At 71.7% G+C, this 23,968-nt stretch carries 24 protein-coding genes and 1 tRNA gene; 12 read left to right on the top strand and 13 right to left on the bottom strand.

Going from position 1 to position 23,968, the window contains the following annotated elements; genetic code table 11:
* The first annotated feature begins 28 nt into the window (after positions 1–28).
* Both ACIG36_RS17780 and nshR read left to right on the top strand, forming a co-directional pair.
* Positions 29–397 (top strand): hypothetical protein, encoded by a 369-nt coding sequence (locus tag ACIG36_RS17780; RefSeq protein WP_399928227.1) that lies wholly within the window; start codon positions 29–31, stop codon positions 395–397.
* Positions 398–440: 43 nt separating this feature from the next.
* The gene (gene nshR, locus ACIG36_RS17775) at positions 441–1,241 is read left to right on the top strand and encodes an NshR/TsnR family 23S rRNA methyltransferase (protein ID WP_399928225.1); all 801 of its coding nucleotides are present in this window, start codon (positions 441–443) and stop codon (positions 1,239–1,241) included.
* 73 nt (positions 1,242–1,314) lie between these two features.
* Here the strand turns inward: nshR and ACIG36_RS17770 are convergent.
* A tRNA-Arg gene (locus ACIG36_RS17770) sits at positions 1,315–1,387 on the bottom strand.
* A 58-nt stretch (positions 1,388–1,445) separates the two neighbouring features.
* Positions 1,446–2,720 carry a M6 family metalloprotease domain-containing protein gene (locus ACIG36_RS17765; RefSeq protein WP_399928223.1) on the bottom strand — a complete coding sequence of 425 codons (1,275 nt, stop codon included), beginning with the start codon at positions 2,718–2,720 and terminating at the stop codon, positions 1,446–1,448.
* Between the two features lie 254 nt (positions 2,721–2,974).
* On the opposite strand from ACIG36_RS17765, the gene ACIG36_RS17760 reads away from it, so the two are divergent.
* Both ACIG36_RS17760 and ACIG36_RS17755 read left to right on the top strand, forming a co-directional pair.
* On the top strand, positions 2,975–3,634 hold the full coding sequence (locus ACIG36_RS17760) for a TetR/AcrR family transcriptional regulator (RefSeq protein ID WP_399928220.1): 660 nt from the start codon (positions 2,975–2,977) through the stop codon (positions 3,632–3,634).
* A 139-nt stretch (positions 3,635–3,773) separates the two neighbouring features.
* Positions 3,774–5,279, top strand: a complete 1,506-nt coding sequence (locus tag ACIG36_RS17755) for an MFS transporter (protein WP_399928217.1) — start codon at positions 3,774–3,776, stop codon at positions 5,277–5,279.
* A gap of 111 nt (positions 5,280–5,390) precedes the next feature.
* On the opposite strand, the gene ACIG36_RS17750 is transcribed toward ACIG36_RS17755, so the two are convergent.
* Entirely contained in the window at positions 5,391–5,912 is a 522-nt protein-coding gene (locus ACIG36_RS17750) for a MarR family winged helix-turn-helix transcriptional regulator (RefSeq protein ID WP_399928215.1), read from the bottom strand.
* A 131-nt stretch (positions 5,913–6,043) separates the two neighbouring features.
* Between ACIG36_RS17750 and ACIG36_RS17745 the strand changes: the two genes are divergently transcribed.
* A complete protein-coding gene (locus tag ACIG36_RS17745; RefSeq protein WP_399928213.1) occupies positions 6,044–6,811 on the top strand; it encodes a dioxygenase in 768 nt (255 codons plus the stop codon).
* A gap of 152 nt (positions 6,812–6,963) precedes the next feature.
* Here ACIG36_RS17745 and ACIG36_RS17740 read toward each other — a convergent pair whose 3' ends face one another.
* Entirely contained in the window at positions 6,964–7,401 is a 438-nt protein-coding gene (locus ACIG36_RS17740) for a hypothetical protein (RefSeq protein WP_399928210.1), read from the bottom strand.
* Between the two features lie 457 nt (positions 7,402–7,858).
* On the opposite strand from ACIG36_RS17740, the gene ACIG36_RS17735 reads away from it, so the two are divergent.
* Positions 7,859–8,872, top strand: a complete 1,014-nt coding sequence (locus ACIG36_RS17735) for an RNA polymerase sigma factor RpoD/SigA (RefSeq protein ID WP_399928207.1) — start codon at positions 7,859–7,861, stop codon at positions 8,870–8,872.
* A 110-nt stretch (positions 8,873–8,982) separates the two neighbouring features.
* Here the strand turns inward: ACIG36_RS17735 and ACIG36_RS17730 are convergent, their stop codons facing one another.
* Positions 8,983–9,960 (bottom strand): helix-turn-helix transcriptional regulator, encoded by a 978-nt coding sequence (locus ACIG36_RS17730; RefSeq protein WP_399928204.1) that lies wholly within the window; start codon positions 9,958–9,960, stop codon positions 8,983–8,985.
* 134 nt (positions 9,961–10,094) lie between these two features.
* Here ACIG36_RS17730 and ACIG36_RS17725 point away from each other — a divergent pair, with 134 nt between their 5' ends.
* The 5 genes from ACIG36_RS17725 to ACIG36_RS17705 all read left to right on the top strand — a co-directional run bounded on the left by ACIG36_RS17725 (position 10,095) and on the right by ACIG36_RS17705 (position 15,651).
* Positions 10,095–11,636, top strand: coding sequence for an MFS transporter (locus ACIG36_RS17725; protein ID WP_399928201.1), 1,542 nt, complete (start codon positions 10,095–10,097; stop codon positions 11,634–11,636).
* A 167-nt stretch (positions 11,637–11,803) separates the two neighbouring features.
* A complete protein-coding gene (locus ACIG36_RS17720) occupies positions 11,804–12,799 on the top strand; it encodes a LysR family transcriptional regulator (RefSeq protein ID WP_399928198.1) in 996 nt (331 codons plus the stop codon).
* A gap of 526 nt (positions 12,800–13,325) precedes the next feature.
* Positions 13,326–13,748 carry a GntR family transcriptional regulator gene (locus ACIG36_RS17715; RefSeq protein ID WP_399928195.1) on the top strand — a complete coding sequence of 141 codons (423 nt, stop codon included), beginning with the start codon at positions 13,326–13,328 and terminating at the stop codon, positions 13,746–13,748.
* A complete protein-coding gene (locus tag ACIG36_RS17710) occupies positions 13,745–14,698 on the top strand; it encodes an ATP-binding cassette domain-containing protein (RefSeq protein ID WP_399928193.1) in 954 nt (317 codons plus the stop codon). The genes ACIG36_RS17715 and ACIG36_RS17710 overlap by 4 nt, the downstream gene beginning before the upstream one ends.
* Positions 14,695–15,651 carry a transporter gene (locus ACIG36_RS17705; protein WP_399928191.1) on the top strand — a complete coding sequence of 319 codons (957 nt, stop codon included), beginning with the start codon at positions 14,695–14,697 and terminating at the stop codon, positions 15,649–15,651. The genes ACIG36_RS17710 and ACIG36_RS17705 overlap by 4 nt, the downstream gene beginning before the upstream one ends.
* A 7-nt stretch (positions 15,652–15,658) precedes the next feature.
* On the opposite strand, the gene ACIG36_RS17700 is transcribed toward ACIG36_RS17705, so the two are convergent.
* Together ACIG36_RS17700 and ACIG36_RS17695 are read right to left on the bottom strand one after the other, a co-directional pair.
* Positions 15,659–16,768, bottom strand: coding sequence for a P1 family peptidase (locus tag ACIG36_RS17700; protein WP_399928188.1), 1,110 nt, complete (start codon positions 16,766–16,768; stop codon positions 15,659–15,661).
* 196 nt (positions 16,769–16,964) lie between these two features.
* Positions 16,965–18,182 (bottom strand): low temperature requirement protein A, encoded by a 1,218-nt coding sequence (locus tag ACIG36_RS17695; protein WP_399928185.1) that lies wholly within the window; start codon positions 18,180–18,182, stop codon positions 16,965–16,967.
* A gap of 108 nt (positions 18,183–18,290) precedes the next feature.
* Between ACIG36_RS17695 and ACIG36_RS17690 the strand changes: the two genes are divergently transcribed.
* Complete coding sequence (locus tag ACIG36_RS17690; RefSeq protein WP_399928183.1) at positions 18,291–18,491, top strand: hypothetical protein; 201 nt, start codon at positions 18,291–18,293, stop codon at positions 18,489–18,491.
* A gap of 15 nt (positions 18,492–18,506) precedes the next feature.
* Here the strand turns inward: ACIG36_RS17690 and mscL are convergent, their stop codons facing one another.
* The 6 genes from mscL to ACIG36_RS17660 form a co-directional block, all read right to left on the bottom strand.
* Positions 18,507–18,989 (bottom strand): large conductance mechanosensitive channel protein MscL, encoded by a 483-nt coding sequence (gene mscL / locus ACIG36_RS17685; protein ID WP_399928180.1) that lies wholly within the window; start codon positions 18,987–18,989, stop codon positions 18,507–18,509.
* A gap of 93 nt (positions 18,990–19,082) precedes the next feature.
* Positions 19,083–19,214, bottom strand: coding sequence for a hypothetical protein (locus ACIG36_RS17680; protein ID WP_399928177.1), 132 nt, complete (start codon positions 19,212–19,214; stop codon positions 19,083–19,085).
* Positions 19,215–19,454: 240 nt separating this feature from the next.
* Positions 19,455–20,285, bottom strand: a complete 831-nt coding sequence (locus ACIG36_RS17675) for an S-methyl-5'-thioadenosine phosphorylase (protein WP_399928175.1) — start codon at positions 20,283–20,285, stop codon at positions 19,455–19,457.
* Between the two features lie 202 nt (positions 20,286–20,487).
* Positions 20,488–20,793, bottom strand: a complete 306-nt coding sequence (locus ACIG36_RS17670) for an FmdB family zinc ribbon protein (protein ID WP_399928172.1) — start codon at positions 20,791–20,793, stop codon at positions 20,488–20,490.
* A gap of 66 nt (positions 20,794–20,859) precedes the next feature.
* Positions 20,860–22,143: an MFS transporter gene (locus ACIG36_RS17665; protein ID WP_399928169.1), complete on the bottom strand. Its 1,284-nt coding sequence runs from the start codon at positions 22,141–22,143 to the stop codon at positions 20,860–20,862.
* A 251-nt stretch (positions 22,144–22,394) separates the two neighbouring features.
* Positions 22,395–23,945, bottom strand: a complete 1,551-nt coding sequence (locus ACIG36_RS17660; protein ID WP_399928928.1) for a potassium/proton antiporter — start codon at positions 23,943–23,945, stop codon at positions 22,395–22,397.
* Positions 23,946–23,968 lie beyond the last annotated feature (23 nt).

Below are 23,968 nucleotides of genomic sequence, written 5' to 3'. Positions count from 1 at the left end.
GAAGTCACCTGTACGGACTGGTGGGGGAATGTTCGTTTCGATCGTCATGTGGGACCTGAAGAAGTCGGAAGCCACGGTGGAGAGCCTCAGGGATTACCTGCGGGACTATGCCGTCGACGCCTACTCCGGCCTGGACGGCATGCGGTTCAAGGCGTGGATCTCCGATGAGCGGCGCCAGCTGTGGGGCGCGGTCTACCTGTGGGACCGGGCCGACGCGATGCCGGGACTGTACGGCGTCAGCCGCGTGGTCGACATCATCGGCTATCCGCCCACGTCGGTCGGGGGGTTCACGCTCGAGGCGACCGCCGAGGGCAACAGCGTGCACGAGACGCTGGCCGGCCTGGGCATCGCCCTGGAGGGCGGAACGCCGGAGCCCTGGCCGCCGGCCGCGCCCTGAACCGGAACAAAGGGCCCGCAATGGTCATGTTAATGTCTTCATCGTGGCCACCCTTGACGTTATTACCGAGCGTTCCGATCCCGCCGTACAGCGAATCATCGATGTCACGAAGCACTCGAGGGCCGTTGTCCGGACGGCACTGATCGAGGATCCCGAGCCTCTTCTGCAAAGCATCCGCGCCGGGGTGGAGTTCACCGAGGTCTACGGACTCGAGACCACCCCTCTGCCGGACGATCTGCTCGCCGAGTGCGAACGGCGCGGAATTCCGGTCCGCCTGATCGCTTCGCCGGTCGCCAATCAGGTTTTCAAGACCGAGAAGAAGCCCAAGGCGTTCGGTATCGCCCGCGTTCCGCGGCCCTCCCGCTTCGCGGACCTGGCCGAGGCGACCGGCGATGTCGTCCTGCTCGACGGGGTGAAGATCGTCGGCAACATCGGCGCCATCGTGCGGACCTCGTTCGCGCTCGGGGCCGCGGGCATCGTGCTCGTGGACAGCGACCTCGTCAGCATCGCGGACCGGCGCCTGGTCAGGGCGAGCCGCGGCTACGTGTTCTCGCTCCCGATCGTCCTCGCCTCCCGGGACGAGGCGCTGCGCCACGTCCGGGAGAGCGGCATGCGGCCGATGGTCTTCGATGCCGAGGGGGAGCACACCGTCGGCGATCTGGGCGCCATCGACGACCGGCTCGTCCTGATGTTCGGCAGTGAGAAGACCGGCCCCTCGGGCGAGTTCTCGGGCATCGCCGCCGAGACGGTCTCGATTCCCATGAACCCCGCGGCCGAGTCGCTCAACGTCTCGGTGTCGGCCGGGATCGCGCTGCACGCGCGAGCCCGCCGCAACCTCTCCTAGCCCACGGTTCACAGCCAACGGTTCACAGCTCACGCGAACGGCCCCGGACGGGAAGTCCGGGGCCGTTTCCGTGTGCCCCCGGGCAGATTCGAACTGCCGACACCCGCTTTAGGAGAGCGGTGCTCTATCCCCTGAGCTACGGAGGCGGGGCAGCGGCCAGTGTAGCGGGTGCCCAGGTGGCGGGGGCAGGGTGCCGGGGGCGGGCTACGCGTGGTGGCCCGGTCCGCGGTGGCGGGTGATGGCGGCGCGGTAGGTGCCGGGGCGGGTGTGGGGCAGGATTTCGACGGTGACGCCCTGGGTCGAGAAGCGCTGGCCCGGACGGTACGGGGCGTCCGTCAGGTGCGGGGCGACGTTGGGGTCCGTGGTGTGGCAGCCGCGGCTGCCCGGGGTGGCGTCGGCGGTGCGGACCGGGGCGGCGCCGGAGGCCAGGTCGGAGGCCACGGTCGCGACCAGGACGCCGGGGCGGCAGACCGCGTGGTCCAGGCGGCCGCGGGTGCGGGCCTCGAGGGTCAGGGCGCGGGTGCGCGAGAGCGGGACGACGGCCAGTTTGGTGCCGCCGGGGACCGAGGTGGGCGTGAGGGTGACCGTCCGGGTGCCGGGGCGGGCCACGCAGTCGACCTGGCGGGGGGAGAGCCAGCCCAGCTTCCATTTGTGCCAGGCCAGGAAGTCGTTGGAGGGGCCCCAGTCCTCGTCCATCGGATCCCAGTGGCCCACCGGCGTCCTGCGGGCGCGGGTGTGGCCGGTGTAGTAGAGGTCGGGCAGGCCGAAGCTGTGGGCGTTCTCGTGAGTGAGGACGCGGTAGGGGCTGTCGCCGGTCTGGCGGCTCCAGATGAAGGACACGTTCCGCACGTCGACCCCGTCATCGGTCTCCAGTCCCGTCGGCGCGCCGGCGAACGTCACCGAGCGCACGTCCTGGGTGGCGGGCGGCCCGGCGTTCGGTGTGGCCAGCACATTGATCAGGTCGTAGCGTCCGAAGTCCACCTCCTCGTCGACGTCGTCGACGATCTCGCGGGCGATCGCCGCGTAGCCGTCGTCGCCGCCGGGGTCGAAGGACGCGGCGCGGCTGATGCCGTACGAGCGGTACGGGCGTGACATGCGGATCCAGCGCGGCACGGGCGTCGAGCGGTAGTCGAGCCGCCCGTAGGAGCTGGCGCGGAAGTAGTCGGCGACGGCGGGGAAGAACTCGGCGTACCGCTGCCGCGGGCTGATCCGCGCGGGGGCGTCCGGGAAGTCGATGAGGAAGGTGATCGCCCGCACCCGGCCGCTGGACCGGGCGTAGCCGCGCGGCGTGCGGGCGCCCTCCGAGACGGCACGGGTGAGGGTGCGCAGCGCGCAGGGGCCGGCGGGCCGGCCCCCGGGGCCCCCGAGGGCCGCCGGGGTCGCGGCGGAGGCGGTGATCTGCTCCTCCGCCCGGGTCGGCGCCGGTGCTGAGAGGGCCAGCACCGTGGCCGTGGTGACGGCGATGGCCAGGATCTTCATGCCGTCCACCCTGTGCCGGTGGGCGGCGCGGCGCCCGTCCGGTTGCGGCAGATGGACGCATGTGCAGTCGGGGCATGTGCAGTCGAGCGAGATCGCGGGCAGCCGGACGCACTTGCGGGGTGTGAGCCGGATCTCATTCCCGCCGGAATATCCGGGGAGGCCCTCCCCGTTTAATCCGTCGTACGCGCTAACCGGGGAGGCAGTCCCCGATTGCAAACCATTCGCAAAAAGCCCAGGTAAGGGAGTGTGCAGCCGTGGCCACCGCCTCGCAGCCCCGCCTTCGTGCCGACGCGCTCCGCAACCGGGAGCGGATCGTCGCCGCGGCCCGCGAGGTCCTCGTCGAGCACGGGATCGAGTCCTCGCTCGATGAAATCGCTCGACGCGCCGGAGTCGGGAATGCCACGCTGTACCGGCACTTCGCGGACCGCCGCGAGCTGATCCACCATGTCTCCCTCTCCGTCATGGGCCGCATCGCGGACCAGGCCGAGCGGGCACGAGCCGAGGAGCCCGATGCTTTCCGCGCGCTGAGGCGCTTCGTCCACGCCGCCGCCGACGAGCGGATCGGTGCCCTGTGTCCGCTGTTCTCCGAGGGCGGCATCGACAAGGACCACCGCGAACACGTCGAGGCGCGCGAGCGGCTGGAAAGCGCGATCGAGGCACTGATCCGCGACGCCCGCGAGTCCGGGCAGCTGCGCGCCGATGTGGCCATCGGTGACCTGATGGTGGCGATCACTCAGCTCACCAGGCCCCTCCCGGACCCCGGCTGCCTCGACTTCGCCCTGTTCGCGCGGCGGCACCTCCAGCTCTTCCTGGACGGGCTGATGAACCCGGCCCGCTCGGAACTGCCCGGCTCCCCCTCGACCTTGGACGACCTGCGCCGCCTGGCGCAGGGATCGGCCGCCCTCCACCACTGACTTGATCCAAGCGCCACGAGCACGGCAAGCGCCACGAACACCGCAAGGACTGCAAGCGCCACGAGCACTGAACGGCACGCAGCCCCACTCACGCACCGCCTCTTCACTCCCTCACCGCAACGCTAGGTAGGCCCCACCCATGCCCGACGCCATCACCCAACCCGACCCCAAGCGCTGGAAAGCGCTCATATTCATCGCCCTGGCCCAGCTGATGGTCGTGCTCGACGCGACCATCGTGAACATCGCCCTGCCCTCCGCCCAGGCCGACCTCGGCATCTCGGACGGCAACCGGCAGTGGGTCATCACCGCCTACGCCCTCGCCTTCGGCGGTCTGCTGCTCTTCGGCGGCCGGATCTCCGACCTGTGGGGCCGCAAGCGCGCGTTCGTCATCGGCCTGATCGGCTTCGCGGCCGCCTCCGCGCTCGGCGGCGCCGCCGTCAACACCGGCATGATGCTGGGCGCCCGCGCGCTGCAGGGCGTCTTCGGCGCGCTGCTCGCGCCGGCCGCCCTGTCGCTGCTCGCCGTGCTGTTCACCGAGGCCAAGGAGCGCGCCAAGGCGTTCGGCGTCTTCGGTGCCATCGCCGGTGCCGGTGGTGGCGTCGGCCTGATCCTCGGCGGCCTGTTCACCGAGTACCTCAACTGGCGCTGGACGTTCTTCGTGAACATCCCGTTCGCCGTCGTCGCCGCCATCGGCGCGATCGCGACCATCAACGAGCCCGCCGGCAGCCGCAACCGCTCCAAGCTCGACATCCCCGGCGTCGTCCTGGCCACCCTCGGCCTGGTCGCGCTGGTCTACGGCTTCACCCGCGCCGAGTCCGACGGCTGGGACTCCGGCGTCACCATCGGCATGTTCGTCGTCGCCGCCGTCCTGCTGCTCGCCTTCGTGCTCGTCGAGAAGAAGGTCAAGGCACCGCTGCTGCCGCTGCGCGTGCTCACCGACCGCAACCGCGGCGGTGTCTACGTCTCCCTGGGCCTGGCCGCCATCGCGATGTTCGGTCTGTTCCTCTTCCTGACCTACTACCTGCAGGTCGTCCGCGGCTACTCGCCGGTCAAGACGGGTCTCGCGTTCCTTCCGATGATCGCCATGATGATCGTCGGTTCCACGCAGCTCGGCGCGCGGCTGATGACCCGCGTCCCGGCGCGCTGGCTGATGGGTCCGGGCTTCCTGCTCGCGGCCGTCGGCATGGTGCTGCTGACCCAGATCGACCTGGACACCTCGTACACCTCCGTGGTGCTGCCGGGCCTGCTGATGATGGGCCTCGGCATGGGTACGGCCTTCATGCCGGCCATGAGCCTGTCCACGTACGGCGTCGAGGCCCGTGACTCCGGTGTCGCCTCGGCGATGGTCAACACCTCGCAGCAGGTCGGCGGCGCCATCGGCACCGCGCTGCTCAACACCATCGCCGCCAGCGCCACCACCGACTACTTCAAGAACCACATCGCCCCGGGCGCCGACCAGAAGACCCTCACCTTCCAGTCGATGGTCCACGGCTACTCCACCGCCGTGTGGTGGGCGGCCGGCATCCTGACGCTGTCCGCGCTGGTCGCGGTCGTCTTCATCAACGCCGGCCACCAGGGCGGCGCGGTCGCCGGCTCCGGCGACGGCGAGGCGGCCGAGGACGCCGTTCCGGTGATGGCCCACTGACCCGGTAGGCACCTGCCCACACCACAGACGAAAGCCCCCGCCGGCGCACCGGCGGGGGCGTTCGTCTGTGCGCGGCGACCCCCGGAGCTCTCCGGGCGGCCTCCGGCGGCCTCAGCGCAGCCAGGGCAGGTCCGCGCCGGCCGGTTCCAGGCCTGCCGCGATGATCCGGCAGATCTCGCCGAACCGGGTGGCCTGTTCCGGCGTCAGACGGTCGAAGATCGCCGCACGGACGGCCTCGACATGGCCCGGCGCGGACTCCCGCAGCATCTCGAAGCCCGCGTCCGTGAGGACGGCCAGCTGGCCGCGCTTGTCGGACGGGCACTCCTCGCGCCGCACCCAGCCGTTCTTCTCCAGGCGGGCGATGGCGTGCGACAGACGCGAGCGGGTGATCTTGGCGGACTGCGCGAGCTCGGTCATCCGCATCCGGCGGCGCGGCGCCTCGGAGAGCTGGACGAGCAGCCCGTAGTAGATGTGCGGCATCCCGGCGTCGCGCTGGAGCTGCCGGTCGAGATGGTCCTCGAGCAGGGTGTAGGCGTGGCGGTAGGCCTGCCAGGTGTCCTGTTCGGCTTCCGTCAGCCAGCGGGGCTCGGAAGGGGACTGGGCCCCCTCGCTCGCCGCGGGTCGGTTCTTCATGGCGTCCACTGTGTCACTCGCTGATTCTCTCGAGCTCACCCGAGGCTTGTTGCTTGAAGTTTAAATAAGAGACGGCTAAGGTCGGACCCGAAAGCTTGATATTTCAAGTAATCGGATCGAGGAGGCCCCTGATGCGCATGCCCGCCCTCTACCTCTCGCACGGCGCGCCGCCCCTGGCGGACGATCCCGTCTGGCCCGGCCAGCTGGCCGCCTGGGCCCGCGAACTGCCCCGGCCCCGCGCGATCCTGATGATCTCCGCCCACTGGGAGGAGGCCCCGCTCGCACTGGGCGCGACCGCGACCGTCCCCCTGACGTACGACTTCTGGGGCTTCCCCGAGCGCTACTACCGGGTCCGCTACCCGGCCCCCGGCGCCCCCGAGCTCGCCGAGCGGGTGCGCGGGACGCTGAGCGGCGGCGGGACGCCCGTACAGGACCTTCCGGACCGGGGGCTCGATCACGGCGCGTACGTCCCGCTCGCCGAGATGTACCCGGATGCCGACGTGCCCGTGCTCCAGATGTCGCTGCCCACCCTCGACCCGGCGCGCCTGATGGAGACCGGGCGCAGGCTCGCGCCGCTCCGCGACGAGGGCGTGCTGATCGTCGGCAGCGGCTTCTTCACGCACAACCTCGCCGCGCTGAAGCACGCGGGCGCGGGGCCGCCCGCCTGGTCGGCGGAGTTCGACGCCTGGGGGTGCGAAGCGCTGGAGGCGCGGGACGTCGACGCGCTGCTGGACTTCGAACACAAGTCCCCGGCAGCCCGGCTGGCCCACCCGCGCACCGAACACTTCGCACCGCTCTTCGTCACCATGGGCGCCGCCGAGGACGAGCTGGACGGCGGGCGGAGCATCATCGACGGCTTCTGGATGGGGCTGGCCAAGCGCTCGGTGCAGTTCGGGTAGCGCGTCGGCGGTGCCCGCGTACGGCTCTGTATGTATGGGCCATGTTCTTACGCTAGGCGTCAGGCGCGTCGAGCGGAACGGTCCTGAGTCCTACGACCCCCGGCAGGAGTACACCCGGGGGAGTGGCGTCGCGCTGCGCGGGTACCCGTGGCTCAGTGTTCGTGCCAGTAGAAGACGTAGTACGAGACCACGCCCATCGCCAGCCCGAAGGCCAGCCCGACCATGCACGCGTCCAGCGTCGTCGCCCCGCTGAGGCTGCGCAGGAACCCCATGGCGATGCCGAAGAGCGAGCCGAACGCGACCGCGCGGACCTCGGTGATCATCCTGTCGCGCTGCCTGATCAGCGCGTAGCCCAGGCCCGCCGAGACCACTGCCGCGACGAGACCCACCGCCCAGCCGCCGAGCGCCGAGTACCCGTTGTCGTGGGCGAGGAAGACGGCGTACAGGCCGAGGACCACGCCGAGCGAGACGGGGACGGCCCAGGTGGCGCGCGAGGCGTGCCGCTCGTGGCGGACGTGTCCGCTCCCGGGGACCGGTCCGGGACCCTCGTGGGCGGGATGCCGGCCGGGCAGGATCGAGTGCGCGGGCATGACGGGCTCCTCTCGCTCACACCCCCCGTCCCCCCAGCGCACACCCGCCCCCGTACCCGGGCAAGTCGAGAATCCGACCTTCCGGGACGTGTGGGGCAACCGGAGTCCGTCACCGGGCGTCTGTGCAGGAGAAGGGCGGTGGCGGCCACCGGGTCGGCGGTGGTCCCGGCCACTGGGCCGAGCGGCGGTCCCGGCGTGACGGCGGTCTCATCGGACGCGGTGACGGCAGGGGCTCCCGAGGGCCGTGAGGCGGGTCTCCCCACCCGTCTGACCTGCGCTTCCGCGCGCCGCGGCGCATGCCGGGCCCGGCTGCGGCCGGACAGGGTACTGCATGATCACAAAAAAGAAGAAGCCTCCGGGGAATTCTGTCCGGATTCCGGCCGTTCTTTACTTCGGACGGGGCGCCCGACCGGTCGCCCGGCCCATCCCGCGAACGTCTCATCGCAAGGGAGTACGCATGGCAACCCGTGCCGTCGCCCGTCGTCGGACCACCCCTGCCAAGGGTGGAACGGACGAGGCAAGCAGTGTTCGCGTGTCCTCGGGCGGGGAGATCGCCGATCGCGACCTGGTCGGCATGTACCTCGACGAGATCGCGCGTACGCCCCTGCTCGACGCCGCCAAGGAGGTCGAGCTCTCGCAGGCCATCGAGGCGGGCGTCTACGCCCGGCAGATACTCGACGGCTACGAGGACGGCGGCGAGAAGGCCGGCGCGGCCTCCCGCGAGGAGCTGGAGGCGATAGCCGCCGAGGGCGCCAGGGCCAAGGACGTGTTCATCAAGTCCAACCTGCGCCTGGTCGTCGCCGTGGCCCGCCGCTACCCGCGCAGCGGCCTGCCCCTCCTCGACCTGATCCAGGAGGGCAACGCCGGCCTGGTGCGGGCGGTGGAGAAGTTCGACTACACCAAGGGATTCAAGTTCTCCACGTATGCCACGTGGTGGATCCGCCAGGCCATCACCCGCTCGATCGCCGACCAGTCCCGCACGATCCGCCTCCCCGTCCACCTGGTCGAGGAGCTGGGCCGCATCCGGCGGGTGCAGCGCGAATTCAACCGGGAGCACGGCCGCGACCCCGAGCACGCCGAGATCGCCGCCGAGCTGGACACCACGCCCGAGCGCGTGGGCGACGTCCTCGACTGGGCCCGCGACCCGGTGAGCCTGAACATGCACGTGGACGACGAGGGCGAGACCCAGTTCGGCGATCTGCTGGAGGACACCTCCGCGGTGTCGCCGGAGCAGTCGGTCATCGCACTCCTGCGCAGCGAGGAGCTCGAGGGCCTCATCGGCCGCCTCGACCACCGCACCGCGTCGATCATCAAGGCGCGCTACGGAATCGAGGACGGGCGGGAGCGCACCCTCACCGAGGTCGGCAAGCAGCACGGCCTCACGCGGGAGCGCATCCGGCAGATCGAGAAGCACGCGCTTCTGGAGCTGAAGAAGATGGCTCACGACACCGGGTTCGACGCGGCGGCATAAAAGGGCATACCCTCATAGACCGGGCCCCGGCGCCTCCCCCCCTTGCGCCGGGGCCCTTTCCTGCCCTGCTGCTTTCTGCCCGTCTGCGGCTCGCGGCCCCTGTGGCCGCGTCATCGCGTAGTGGTGGCCGCCGCCCTGCTGATGCGGGCGCCGAGCTCCTCCAGGTGCTCGACCAGCTCCGGCGGCTCGTGCACCGCGAACTCGCAGTCCACCAGGGCCAGCCGGAAGGCCACCCATTCGAGTGAGTCCGATGTCGTGACGTCCAGTCGGCACTCGCCGTCGCCGTCGCCGTCCGGCGCGGGCACCCCCAGCCAGTGGGGCAGTCGTGCCGCCACGAACTCCGCCGGTGCCCGGAACGTCGCCACCACCCGGTACGTCGGCTGGAGGCGGCCCATCGACCGCTTCAGGAACTCCGCCGCGTCCGGCGCCGGGAGCTCGCGCGGCGCGAAGCGCGCCCCGGTGGCGAACGGCTCGCTCACCCGGTCCACCCGGAAGGTGCGCCAGTCGCCCCGCTCGACGTCGTAGGCGACCAGGTACCAGCGCCGCCCGGTACTGATCAGCCGGTGCGGCTCCACCAGCCGCTTCGTCTCGGTGCCGTCGCCCTTGCGGTAGGCGAAGCGCAGCCGCTCGTGGCCGGTGGCGGCCGAGGCGATGACGGTCAGGGTGTGCGGGTCGACCGTCGCGCCGTCGCCGCCGGTGAGCGGCACGGTGGCGGCCTGCAGCGCGGAGACGCGGTGCCGCAGCCGGGACGGAAGGACCTGCTCCAGTTTGGCCAGGGCCCGTACCGACGCCTCCTCGATGCCCTCGACGGCGTGGCCGGCGCCCGCCCGCAGTCCGACCGCGATGGCGACCGCCTCCTCGTCGTCGAGCACGAGCGGCGGCAGGGCCGCTCCGGCGGCCAGCCGATACCCACCCTCCGCTCCCATCGTTGCCTGTACGGGGTAGCCGAGGTCGCGGAGCCGCTCGATGTCCCGCCGGATCGTGCGGGAGCTGACACCGAGCCGCTCGGCGAGCTCGCTGCCGGGCCACTCGCGAGGCGTCTGGAGGAGTGACAGGAGATTCAACAGCCGTGCCGGTGTGTCGGTCATGTCATCACGGTGACACCGATCTAGGACATGACCTGACCTATACGGGGGATAGCTTGACGAGCGACCCCGGACGAGCGGGACGATTCGGACCGCTTCGGGTGCACCCGGCGAACGACAAGGAAGGCCTCACCCCTGTGACCACCACCGCGACCACCGATCCGCCCGTCGAGGGCGCCGCCGACCGCCGCCGCTGGCTGGCGCTCGCCGTGGTGATGACCGCGTCCTTCATGGACCTCGTCGACGTCACCATCGTCAACATCGCCATGCCGAGCATCCAGAAGGACATCGGCGCCTCCTTCAGCATCCTGCAGTGGATCACCGAGGGCTACGCGCTCGCCTTCGCGGCCGGACTGATCACCGGTGGCCGGCTCGGCGACATATACGGCCGCCGCCGGGTCTTCCTCCTGGGCATGGGCGGCTTCACCCTCGCCTCGATGCTCTGCGGCATCGCCGGCGACCCGCAGCTGCTCGTCGCGGCCCGCGTCCTGCAGGGTGCCACGGCGGCCCTGATGGTTCCGCAGGTGCTGGCCATCGTCCACGCCACCTTCCCCGCGCACGAGCGCGGCAAGGTCTTCGGTCTCTTCGGCGCCGTCGTCGGCCTGGGTGCCGTCTCCGGGCCGATCCTGGGCGCGCTGCTGACCCAGTGGAACCTCTTCGGGCTGGAATGGCGTCCGATCTTCCTCGTCAACCTGCCGGTCGGCATCGCGGGCCTGATCCTGGGCCGCACCTTCATCTCCGAGTCCAAGGCGCCGCAGGCGCTCAAGCTGGACCTGGTGGGCATGGCGCTGGCCACCGGCGGCGTCCTGATGCTCCTCTACCCGCTCACCCAGGGCCGCGAGCTGGGCTGGCCGCTGTGGGGCCACCTGTGCATGGCCGGCAGCGTGATCGTCTTCGCCGCCTTCGTCGCCTGGGAGCGGCACAAGACCCGCAAGGACGGGTCGCCGCTGGTCGAGCTGTCGCTGTTCAAGGTCAAGAGCTTCGCCGCCGGCATCGGCGTCGAGGTCGCCTTCGGCATCGTCTGCGGCATCTTCTTCCTCATCTGGACCCTCTACATGCAGATCGGCCTGGGCTGGAGCCCGCTGCGCGCCGGTCTGACGGGCATCCCCTTCTCGATCGGCGTCTCGGTGGCGGCGGGCATCTCGGTGCAGAAGCTCGTGCCGCGCTTCGGGCGGAAGGTCCTGCAGGCCGGCGCGCTGGCCATGATGGCCGGCGTGATGCTCTACATCTGGGAGTCCGGGCACTTCGGGCTGGACATAACGCCGTGGCAGATGGCCCTCCCGCTGATCGTCATGGGCGTCGGCATGGGCCTGATCGTCGCCCCGCTCACCGAGACCGTCATCGCGGAGGTCCCGCGCGAGCACTCCGGTTCCGCGTCCGGTCTGATCAACACCACGCAGCAGCTGGGCAACGCGATCGGCCTCGGGCTCGTCTCCGTCGTCTTCTTCGACGCGCTGGACGAGGGCAAGGTCGCCCGCGGTCAGTCGGGCCAGGCGTTCGCAGAAGCGTTCCGCCATGGCATGTGGTGGGCGGTGGTGGTGCTCGGTGTCGTCCTGGCGCTGATGTTCCTCCTGCCGCGCCGGACGCCGGCCGCGGCGGCCCCCGAGGCCGCCGAGGACTCCGCTTCCGCTTCCGCTTCGGCGGGGGAGGGGCCGAAGGAGCCGGCCGCGGCGCTGTGAGCCCTGCCGCGCGCGCATGACATGAGGGCCCGGTCCTCCCCCGTGGGGACCGGGCCCTCGCGTGTACTCGACCGGCCGACTGCCGTGCATTCATTGTCCCGTTCCGTCCGCACCGGGCGGAAGCAACCATTCATGCGACGACGGACCCGATTGATAACGTTGCCTGCATGGCAAAGGGCAGGGCGACCGACCCGAGCGTGCATCAGTTACGGCTGTTGCTCGTGTTGTCGGAGGAACTGCACTTCGGGCGCGCCGCCCAGCGGCTGTTCATCAGCCAGCCCGCGCTGAGCCGGCAGATCCGGGCCCTCGAGGAGAGCCTCGGCCTGACGCTCGTCGAACGCTCCACCCGGCGCGTGGAACTCACCCCCGCCGGAGAGGCCCTGCTGCCCCACGCCCGCGCCATGGTGGACGTCGCCGACGAGCTGCGGCAGGCGGTGGAGACGGCGCGGCGGAGCCCGGCGCTCACGGGGCGGCTGGTCCTCGGCGCCTACGCCGTGGCCCTCCCCGTCATACGGACGATCGTCCAGCGGATGCGCGAGCGCCACCCGGAGCTGGACGTCGAGCTCCGGGAGGTCACCTTCGCCGAGCAGGCGCGGGTCCTCCTGGACGGCCGGGTGGACGCGGTGGTGTGCTTCGGTCCCCTGCCGGCGGGACTGCAGACCCTGGAGGTGGCGACCCAGCCCCGGCTCGTCTGCCTCGCCGACGACCACCCCCTCGCCCGCCGCGACCGGGTGACCCTGGCCGAACTGGCCGGCATCCCGCTCATCAACGTCGCGGACGAGGTCCCGCGCGTCTACCGCGAGTTCTGGTCGGCGGACCCGCGCCCCGACGGCTCGCCCGTCCTGTTCACGGACCATCGGGCGACCACGATCGACACCCTGCTGTCCGCTGTCTGCCTCGGGCAGGGCATGGCCTTCATGGCGGGCGACGTCCGTGAGCTCATCCCCCGTCCGGGCATCAGCTACGTCGACGTGACCGACCTGCCGCCGTGCAGCGTGGTCCTCGCCTGGCCGGCGGCCCGCCGGGACAACCCGGCGGTGGTCGCACTGCGGGGCGTCGTGCGCGAGGTGTGCGCGGCGACCATGGCATCGGGGCCGAACACCCGGTGGTGGGAGGGGCCGGATCGGCCCCTCTTCACCCCATCGGGTAACGGCATCAGCTGAATCGCCCAACTCGGCGGCCACGGAGACCTACTGTGGTCCGCGGCGCACCTCGTGCGCCCCCTCCCACGAGGACGTACACCTCTCCGGACGCTCGCCCAGGGCGCCCGGCACGGGCGTCCTCCGGAGCACCCCCGGGACAGGGTGCGCTTGTAGGGAGGGGGCGCCCATGGGACGTCACCGGAAGAAGTCGCTTTTCGAACGCATCTGCGCGGTGATCCGCGAGTTCGGGAGGTGGCTGATCGGACGGTGACCGGCAGTCCTCACGGATACTGAGGACTGACGGTCAATAACCGGCCGAATCACTTTCGGTTGGGCCCTCGTCGCGGACAGTCCCTCCGCGGCGGGGGTTTTTGCGCGGTCGGGCGCCCGACCGCTTGGACATCAAGCTAGCACCGGCGCAGCGCGTGCCGCACCCATACCGCGCATCCGTCTGCAGCGCTCGTGGCCGGTCGTGCGGTCGGAGATTTGACGGCGATCAAGAGGCAGTCACATCATTCCACTAACACGTTAGTGAAACGAGGTGGCGATGATCGCGTTCCGCGTCGACCGGCGCAGTGGCGTCGCCACCTATCTGCAACTCGTCCACCAGGTGAAACAGGCCCTGCGCCTGGGCTTCCTCGAGCCGGGGGACCGGCTGCCGACGGCCCGGGAGGTGGTCCTCGCGATCGCGATCAACCCCAACACCGTGCTGCGCGCCTACCGCGAGCTGGAGCGCGAAGGGCTGGTCGAGCCGCGGCCCGGCCGGGGCACGTTCGTCACGGCCTCGCTGTCCCGGCCGGCGGCGACCGCCGGCTCCCCGCTGCGCGGCCTGCTCGCGGCCTGGATCGAACAGGCCCGTACGGCGGGGCTGGAGCGGGCGGACATTGCGGCGCTCGTCGCCGCCGCCCTGGACGAGCGCTACCCCACGCCGCCCTCACCGCAGGCCGACCGCTTGGAGGAAGACACGTGACCGACCCGACCGCCGCCGCCCCGCCCGCGGCCGCCCTGACCGCGACCCGGCTGGGACGGAGGTTCCGCGGCGGCTGGGCGCTGGAGGACTGCGCATTCTCCCTGCCCGCCGGGCGCGTCACCGCGCTCGTGGGGCCCAACGGGGCAGGCAAGAGCACCCTGTTCCACCTGGCGACCGGCCTGCTGCGGCCCACCTCCGGTGAGCTGCGCGTCTTCGGCGCCGAACCCGGCACGCCCGAGGCCCGCCGCCGCACCGCCCTCCTCGCCCAGGACAAGCCGCTCTACCCGCGCTTCACCGTCGCCGAGACGCTGCGCCTGGGCCGCGAGCTGAACCCCTCGCCCGCCCACTGGGACCAGGCCGCCGCCGAACGCATCGTGCGGTCCGGCGACATCGCCCTCGAGGCCCAGGTCGGCACCCTCTCGCCGGGACAGTGCACCCGGATCGCGCTCGCGCTGGCCTTCGGCAAGCGGCCCGACCTGCTGCTGCTCGACGAACCGCTGGCCGACCTCGACCCGCTCGTCCGCCGCGAGGTGATGGGCCTGGTCATGGCCGAGGTCGCCGAGCGCGGCATCTCCGTCGTGATGTCCTCCCACGTGCTGTCCGAGATCGAGAGCGTCTGCGACCACGTGCTGCTGCTCCAGCACGGCGGCGTACGGCTCGCGGGGGACGCCCAGCGGCTGTGCGAGGAGCACAGTCTGATCACCGGGCGGGCCGACGACATCGCCGAGAACGGGCTGCCGTGCGCCGTGGAGCGCGGCACCGTCGTGGAGTCGTCCGTCACCGGGCGCCAGTTCACCGCGCTCGTACGGAACGCCGGGCGGCTTCCCGGCGACGGCTGGATCACCGAAACACCGACCCTGGAAGACCTGTTGCTCGCCTATCTGCGCTCGAACGCCCCAGCGGCTCCTGTCGCCCCCGCCGTCGCCGGCCCGCGTGAGGAGGCCGCGTGAGGGGCACCCTGTGGCTGGCCTGGCGCCAGCAGCGCGTTCTCGTCCTGACCTGGGGCGTCCTCCTGGCCGCCTGCACCGCCTGGGTCGCGTGGCGGCGCGCGGACATGACCGCGTTCATCGACCGGAACCACATCGAGCTGTGCAAGGGCTGGAACGGCGGCTGCAGCACCCCCTTGGCCGAGCAGCTGGTGGTCGACAACGCCGGCGCCCAGCAACTGCTGGGCACGCTCAGTGCCGCGCTGCCCGTGCTGATCGGGATCTTCTGGGGCGCGCCGCTCATAGGGCGGGAGCTGGAGAACGGGACGGTGAAGCTGGCGCTCACCCAGGGCGTGGACGTGCGGCGCTGGTTCGTCACGCGCTTCGGCCTGGCCGCGATCTGCGCGCTGATCAGCTCGGCCGTGCTCGCCGCGCTCGTCGCCTGGTGGTGGTCGCCGGTCTCCAACATGCTGGGCGGCCTCTACTGGCACGACGGCTACGTCTTCAACGCCACCGGCCCGGCCGCCGTCGCCTGCGCCCTGTTCGGGCTGGCCGCCGGTACGGCCGCGGGAGTGCTGGTGCGGCGGATGCTGCCCGCGATGGGGGTGGCGCTGGTGTGGGTCGCGATCGTACGCGTACTGCTCAACACCTTCCGCTCCGACTGGATCTCGCCCACCGTCCGCATCACCCCGGGCATGACGCCGAAGGTGCCCGTCGGCAGCGCGTGGTCGACCGGGCAGTTCGGCTACCTCGACACGGCCGGGCGCGAGTTCCCCATCAGTCAGGGGTACTGCCAGACCTCGGGCGCCGAGCTCAAGCGGTGCATGGCCGAGGAGGGCTTCGTCGCCCGCTACCACAAGGTCTACCCGAGCAGTGACTTCTGGACCTTCCAGTGGATCGAGACGGCCGTCTTCCTGGGGCTGGCGGTGGCCCTGGTCGCCGTGGCGTACGGGGTGCTGCGGCGTCGGTTGGTGTGACGGAAGGTCAGATCTTGTAGAGCTCGCGGTAGGAGGGGAAGACGCCGCCCGGACCGTCCACGCCCTCCGCCGCGAGTACGCCCTTGACCACCGCCCGCGTCAGGACGTCCGCACCCGCCGCCAGGATCTCGTTGACCGCGCCGGCCGCGAAGTCGGCGCTGCCGGGCAGGTGTTCCTCGTGCGGCAGCGGGCGTTCGCCCGTCGCCATGGCGAAGATGGTGTCGCCGTCGGTCAGCAGGTGCACGGGCCGCACCGCGCGCGCCAGGCCGTCGTGCGCCGTGCCCGCCAGCTTCTGGGCCTGGGCGCGGGTGAGGGCCGCGTCGGTGGCGACGACGGCGATCGTCGTGTTCAGCGGCGGGTGCGTCGAGGCCGCCCAGCGGCGGGCGGACTCCTGCCGTGCGGCGGCCAGGGCCCGCTGGGCCGCCGCGTGCCGCTCCGAATCCGGGTACGCCACCCGCCCGCCCTCGTACAGACGGCCGTAGAGCACGCCCGTCGCAGGGTCGGCCACGGAGCCGGCCGCGTTGACGGCGGCGACGGCCGCGACCGTCACGCCGTTGGGCAGCACGAGGCTCGCCGTGCCGATGCCGCCCTTGATGCCGCCGGCCACCGCGCCGGTGCCCGCGCCGACGTTGCCCTGCGCCACGGGGGCGCCGAGCGGCGTCCGGGCGGCCGCCTCGGCCGCCTCCCGGCCGAGGGCCGCGTCCGGGCGGGCCCGCCAGTCGCCGCCCCGACCGAGGTCGAACAGGGCGGCGGCCGGGACGACCGGCACCACCTGCGCCGGGTCCGGCCCCACGCGGAAGCCGCGGCCGGCGTCCTCGAGGTACGCCATGACCCCGGACGCCGCGTCCAGGCCGAACGCGCTGCCGCCCGTCAGGACGACGGCCTCGACGCGCTGCACGAGGTTGCGCGCGTCGAGGGCGTCGGTCTCGCGCGTGCCGGGGCCGCCGCCGCGGACGTCCACGGCGGTCACCGCGCCGCCGGGGGGTGCGAGGACGACGGTGGTGCCGGTGAGGTGGCCGTTGCCGGTTCGCTGCGCTTGGCCTACGTGGAGGCCGGGCACGTCCGTGAGGGCGTCCAGGGGGCCGGGGGTGGGGGTGGCGGGGTTGGGGGTGGTCATGCGGCATGGGTACCACGGGGGTGGGTGCGGGTGGTTGGTGAGCGGTTGTTTTTCCCCAGCCCCGCCCCTTCCCGTAACCGGGGGCAAGCCCCCGGACCCCCTTGGCCCTCAAACGCCGGGCGGGCTGGGGGCGGGCGCGGCCGGGGGCAAGCCCTGGGGCCCTTTGCCCTCATGGCCGGGTCCGCCGGGGGTGCCCTCACGTGTCGGGTCGGCTGGGGTCTTGCCCCCGTGAGTCGGCCTCTCCTTCCATCGCGAGCGTTACCCCCACCGCCACCGTCGTCGCCGCCACCAGGCCCGCCGCCAGTACTGCCCAGTCGCCCGCGAACGTGCAGGCCAGGACTGCCACGGACGAGGTCGGCAGGACCAGTTGCTGGGCCGTGCCGCGTTTGTGGTGGCGGGAGTGGATGAGCCAGACGGAGAGCATGAAGAACGCCGCCGGGACGGTCACCGTGGACGCGGCCGCGAGGGTGGAGATGTGGGCCTTGCCGATGGTCTCCTCGACCGCCACCTCGATGCCCGCACCGATCGCGGCGGCGGAGCCGAAGACCAGGTAGTGGCCGTAACCCCAGAGGAACGCCTGGCGGTTGGACGCCAGGTGGAGGTGGATGGGGACCGCGAAGTAGATCCAGTACGCGGCGAAGATCAGGAGCAGGCCGCCCGCCGCGATGGGCAGGAGCGTGCCCAGCGATTCCTGTTCGTCCCCGGCCGACTGGACGGCCGTCGTGGCGGCCGCGACCGTCTCGCCCAGCACGATGATGGTGAACAGGCCGTACCGCTCCGCGATGTGGTGCGGGTGCCAGGCCGTCGGCCGGGTGAGCTCGGCGAAGGCGGGCACCGCCATCTCCACGATCGCCATCGCCAGGAAGACCCACGGCTTGGCGGGATCCGGCAGCAGGAGCAGCCCCAGCCAGCCGACCTGGCACACGGAGACGCCGATCGCGTACTTCAGCGCCGTCCGTCTCTCCGCGCCCCTCGTGGCGTGCGCGGCCCGCAGCCACTGCGAGACCAGCGCCAGCCGCATCACCAGGTACCCGAACCACACCAGCGAGAAGTCGCTGTTGCCGAACGCCCGCGGAATGCCCGCCGCCAGGATCAGCACGCCGGCGATCTGGACCAGCGTCACCACGCGGTACAGCACGTCGTCCGTGTCGTACGCGGAAGCGAACCAGGTGAAGTTGACCCAGGCCCACCAGACGGCGAAGAACATCATCAAGTAGCCCGGAACACCATGCTCCGGGTGCCCTTCCGCCAGCGAGTGGACCAGCTGCCGGCCGGCCTGCGCGACCGCGACCACGAAACAGAGATCGAAGAAGAGCTCGAGCGGCGTCGCCGCCCGGTGCTCCTCGTCGCGCCCGCGCGCGGTCATCCGGCGCAGCGGGCCGGAGGGCCGGGCGGGGGGCGAGTCCTCGCTCATAGGGCGATTGTCGCCGTGAGGTCCTTCCCCCGCTCGCCGGGCGGTGCTCCCGGGGAGGGAGGACGGGAGGGCGGACGTGCCCGTGCGGCACGCCCGTACTCTGGAGGCATGAGTACCGCCCCCGAACCCCGCGCGCCCCGGCGCGACCCGGCGGCCGCCGCCGCGCTGATCTTCGACGATCCGCTGTCGCAGCAGTCCTCGGACGACACCGACCGCGGTTGGGGCGACCGTCCGGCCTCGAGCGGTGGCGGCGACAGCGCCGCCGATCTCGCCCGCTTCCTGGACGAGAAGCCGCCCCACCACATCTGAGGGCCTCGGGCGCCGCTACTGGCGTGGCGCCGGCACCGAGTCCGAGCCCGGACCGCGGCGCTGCTCGATCAGGGTGTCGCGGATCTGGGCCAGCAGCTCGATCTCCGTCGGCTCGGCGGGCTTGCTCTCCACCGGCGACTTGGCCGCCTGGCGGTCCTGCCAGCGCTTCATGGGCAGCAGCATCAGGAAGTACACCACCGCCGCCGTGATCAGGAACGTCAGCGAGGCGCTGAGTACCGAGCCCCACTGGATGTAGACGCCCTTGGCCGCCTCCTTCGCCGTGGCGGGGGAGCAGGGGCCCTTGAGGCAGGACGCGTAGTGATCCAGGTCCTTGGTGCCGAAGGCGCCGACGACCGGGTTGATGACACCCTTGACCACAGAGTTCACGATGTTGGTGAACGCCGCGCCGATGACGACGGCGACCGCGAGGTCCACGACGTTGCCCCGCATCAGGAATGCCTTGAAGCCTCCAAGGACTCCTGTTTTCTTCTCGCTCACCGAACAGCCTCTCTCTGTGCGCACCTGTGACGGAATGGTCGATTCCATAACATACGAGAGAGCCCGGCCGCCCTGTCCAATCCCGGGACACGATCAGCCCAGGCGCCAGTGCGCCAGCTGTGCCGGCACGGTCGAGCCCAGGACGACCGCCGCCGCCGCGGCCGCCGCCCAGGCACGGTAGCGCCCTCGCCGCCGCACCGCGCGCACCGGCGCGAACATCGGCACCCGGCCGCGCGGAGGAGCCCACGAGGGCGGGAGGGGCGGGAGAGAGGGGGGAAGGGAGGGGAAGGACATGGCAGAACACCGCCTGTCGTGAGGAGCGCGATACGGACGCCCCTCACGATCTCGGCTTTCCCCCGACCCCGCTCGGGCCTGTGGACCACCGGCCGGTTGTGGAGAACTCCGTCACCCACACGGGCCAACTCCATCCACCCTCGGCCGCCCGAGCACCGCCCTTCCCACCCCTTACGGCAGCTCTATCCCCAGCTCCCAGCCATCGTGCGCATGCGTGCACAGGCAGTCCCGGTCCTCGTTCTTCGGCAGCGCCGCCACCGCGTCGAACAGCACCTCGCGCAGCCGGCCCACGTTCTCGCCGAAGACCCGCAGCACGTCCTCGTGCGTGACGCCGTCGCCCGTCTCCGCCCCCGCGTCCAGGTCCGTCACCAGCGACAGCGAGGTGTAGCAGAGCCCCAGCTCCCGGGCGAGGACCGCCTCCGGGTGGCCCGTCATGCCGACCACCGACCAGCCCTGCGCCGCGTGCCAGAGCGACTCGGCGCGGGTCGAGAAGCGCGGACCCTCGATCACCACCATCGTCCCGCCGTCCACCGGCCTCCAGCCGCGCCCGCGCGCCGCGCCCAGCGCCACCGACCGCCCCACCGGGCAGTACGGGTCCGCGAAGGTCATGTGCACCACCTCCGGAACCGTGCCGTCCGGCAGCGGGACCCCGTCGAAGTAGGTCTGCGTGCGGGCCTTCGTGCGGTCCACCAGCTGGTCCGGGACCAGCAGCGTCCCCGGCCCGAACTCCTCCCGCAGTCCGCCCACGGCGCACGGCCCCATCACCTGGCGCACGCCGAGCGAGCGCAGCGCCCAGAGGTTGGCCCGGTAGTTGATGCGGTGCGGCGGAACGCTGTGCGTACGGCCGTGGCGGGGCAGGAAGGCGACCTTCCGGCCGGCCAGCTCGCCGAGGAAGAGCGAGTCGCTCGGCGGCCCGTACGGCGTCTCCACCGGGATCTCGGTCACGTCCTCGAGAAAGGAGTAGAAGCCCGAACCGCCGATGACGCCTATCTCCGCCGTCATCGAGGCCGTCGTTCCGGCCGCTGTCCCTGCCGTTGTCCCCGCCGTGCCCTCTGATGCTGATGCGCTGCTCGTGTCCGCCATGCGCGTCACCCTAGCGGCCGCCCCCGCACGCCCAGGAGACACGCGTCACAGTGCCCGAACGCGGCAGAGCCCGCCGCCTCACGGGGAGGTGGCGGGCTCTGCCGGTGTACAGGGAGTCGCGTCAGGCGGCCGAGCTGCTGCTCGTGCTCGACGACGTGGTCGTCGTGCTGCTCTTGGAGGAGGACGCCGAGGAGGACGTCGACGAGGTCGAGGTCGACGACTTCGCCGCCGGGCTGCTGCTGGACGACGAGCCGCGGCTGTCGTTCCGGTAGAAGCCGGAGCCCTTGAAGACGATGCCGACCGCCGAGAACACCTTCTTCAGGCGGCCGTCGCACTGCGGGCATACGGTCAAGGCGTCATCGGTGAACTTCTGCACCGCCTCGAGGCCTTCCCCGCACTCGGTGCACTGGTACTGGTAAGTCGGCACTTGCTCCTCCTGGCACTCTCACTCGATGAGTGCTAACGACGCTCAATAGTGCAGTATTCCGGTCCGTCAGTCCACCGGAACCGGCTCACGGTGACCGACCCCACGTGCCGCGACGACCGACTCCGACCGCGGGGTCAGTGCCTTGCGCAGCACGAGCAGGACCACCAGGGCCGCGGCCGTACCGCCCAGCGGCACCAGGAAACCGGTGCTCGCGCTGTGGGCGTCGATCAGCCGACCGCCCACGGTCGCGCCGGCCGCCTGGCCCAGGCCCACGGCGCCCGTCAGCCAGGTGAACGCCTCCGTACGGGTGCTCGCCGGGACCAGCTTCTCCACCAGCGTGTAGCCGGTGATCAGCGAGGGCGCGATGCACAGGCCGACCAGCAGGCCCAGGGCGCCCAGCAGCACCATGGAGTGCGCCGCCCACAGCGGGGTGGTGGCCAGCACCAGCAGGGGGAAGGCCATCAGCAGTCGGCGCTGCGCGCTGGACTTCCACGCGACGATGCCGCAGACGATGCCGGCGATCATGTTTCCGGCCGCGAAGGCGCCGTACATCAGACCGTTCAGGCCCGGATCGCCCATCTCCTTGGTGAAGGCGGTCATCGACACCTGCATGCCGCCGAAGACGGTGCCGATGCCGAGCATGACGACCGCCAGCACCCGCACGCCCGGCACGGACAGCGCGGAGGCGCGCCTGCCGCCCGCCGCCGCGCCGGCCGCCGTGCGGCTCACCTGCGGCTGCGTGCGCCGCTGCGAGGCGAAGAGCAGGCCGCCCGCCAGGGTCAGCACGGCCTCGGCGATCAGGCCGGCGGCTGGGTGGACGCCGGTGCACAGCGCCGTGGCCAGCACCGGGCCGATCACGAACGTGAACTCGTCGGTGACGGACTCGAAGGCCGCCGCCGTGGACATCAGGGGCGAGCCCTCGAGCTTGCTCGCCCACCGGGCCCGCACCATCGGGCCGATCTGCGGGGTGGAGGCACCGGCGGGCACCGCGGCCGCGAGCAGCGCCCACAGGGGCGCGTCCGACAGCGCCAGCGCCGTCAGCAGCGAGATCGCGGCGGCGTGCACGACGACGCCGGGGATCAGCACCGCGGCCTGGCCGAAGCGGTCCGCGAGCTTGCCGCTCTGCGGCGCGAACAGGGCCATCGCCACGCCCGCGGTCGCCGAGACGGTGCCCGCGGTGCCGTAGGAGCCGGTGGTGTCGTTGACCAGCAGCAGGATGCCGATGGTCAGCATCGCGAAGGGCTGCCGGGCAAGGAAGCCGGGGAGCAGGAACGTCCAGGCGCCGCGGGTGCGCAGCAGCTGTCCGTATCCGGGGCGTGCCCCAGCGGAGTCGTTGACCGTGGATGCCACGGCCTCGGCCTTTCCGCCGCCTGGTAGCACGCTCCGAACGGGAAGGCCGCACGGTGCGCGCCGAGAGCTGTCCTCTCGCGCAGGACCGTGGTAGATGCCATTCCGGCCGCCTCGTGCGGCCGCGGCCGCCGTGCGGTCGCGCCAGCCCTGCATCAGGCAGAGTTGGTTCGGTGTGTAGGTCTCACGCGTGACGTGACCGGCGTCTCGGCGGTGAGGCCGGACGCCGGTACGCACGCGAATAGACGAATAGCTTACTTAACAGACTTCTTCTTCACCAGACCCCACTTTGCCCTCGGCTTCGCAACCGCATCGTCAGTCGCTGAGTGCACACCCAGCCAGCCCGCCAGCTTGCCGCCCTCGCCGACCGCCCGCAGGCGTCGCTCGGTGGCGTCGCGGACCGGGTCGGTGGCGACGACCAGCAGCTCGTCGCCCCGGCGCAGCACGGTCGTGGGCGCCGGCACGAAGCTCGCGCCGTCCCGGACGACCAGGGTGACGGCGGCGCCGGGGGGCAGCCGCAGCTCCGAGACCTCGACGCCGTGCATCCGCGAGCCCTCGGGGATGGCGACGGACAGCAGGTGCCCGCGCAGCCGCTCCAGCGGGGCGGACTCGATGCCCAGGTCCTCCGCCTCCGTCTCGCCGAGCCGGAGCCGGCCCGCCAGCCAGGGCAGGGTCGGGCCCTGCACCAGGGTGTAGACGATCACCAGCACGAAGACGATGTTGAAGATCCGGCGGCTGTCCTCCACCGCGGCCACCATCGGGATGGTGGCCAGCACGATGGGCACCGCGCCGCGCAGCCCGGCCCAGGACAGCAGCACCTTCTCCTGCCAGGGCGTGCGGAAGGGCGCGGTGCTCAGGAGCACCGACACGGGCCGGGCGACCATCGTCAGCACCAGGCCGACCACGAGCGCCGGCATGATGTCGTCGCCCAGCTCGTGCGGGGTGACCAGCAGGCCGAGCAGGACGAACATGCCGATCTGGGCGATCCAGCCGAGCCCCTCGGCGAAGCCGCGGGTGGCCGGCCAGTGCGGCAGCTTGGCGTTGCCGAGTATCAGCGAGGCGAGGTAGACGGCCAGGAAGCCGGAGCCGTGGGCGAGCGCGCCGCCCGCGTAGGCGACGACGGCGATGGCCATCACGGCGATCGGGTAGAGGCCGGAGGCGGGCAGGGCGACGTGCCGCAGGCCGTAGGAGCCCAGCAGGCCGATCGCCAGGCCGACGGCCGCGCCGATGGCCAGCTCCAGGGCGATCCTGCCCAGCAGCAGGTACCAGTGGTCGACCGGGCCGGCGGCGGAGAAGGCGACGACCAGGATGACGACGGGGGCGTCGTTGAAGCCCGACTCGGCCTCGAGGACGCCCGTGAGCCGGCGGGGGAGCGGAACGTTGCGCAGGACGGAGAAGACGGCCGCGGCGTCCGTGGAGGACACGACCGCGCCGATGATCAGTGACTGCCGCCACTCGACGCCGGCCAGGTAGTGCGCGGCCGCGGCGGTGACGCCGACGCTGACCGCCACGCCGAAGGTGGAGAGCACGGCCGCGGCCGGCAGGGCGGGTTTGATCTCCTGCCACTTCGTGCCGAGACCGCCCTCGGCGAGGATCACGACCAGGGCCGCGTAACCGATGAGCTGGGTGAGTCCGGCGTTGTCGAAGGAGACGCCGATGCCGTCCTGGCCGATGGCTACGCCGATGCCCAGATAGATGAGCAGGCTGGGGAGCCCGCTGCGCGAGGAGACCCGTACCGCCGCCACCGCGACGAGAAGAACGAGCGAGCAGATCAGCAGGAGTTCGTTGAGGTGGTGGACAGTCAGGGGCCGGTCCCTTCACGCGAGGT

Origin of the sequence: Streptomyces sp. NPDC053048, from assembly GCF_044547045.1 — a bacterium.
Lineage (GTDB): Bacteria > Actinomycetota > Actinomycetes > Streptomycetales > Streptomycetaceae > Streptomyces.
This window is presented reverse-complemented; position numbering and strand designations above follow the sequence as displayed.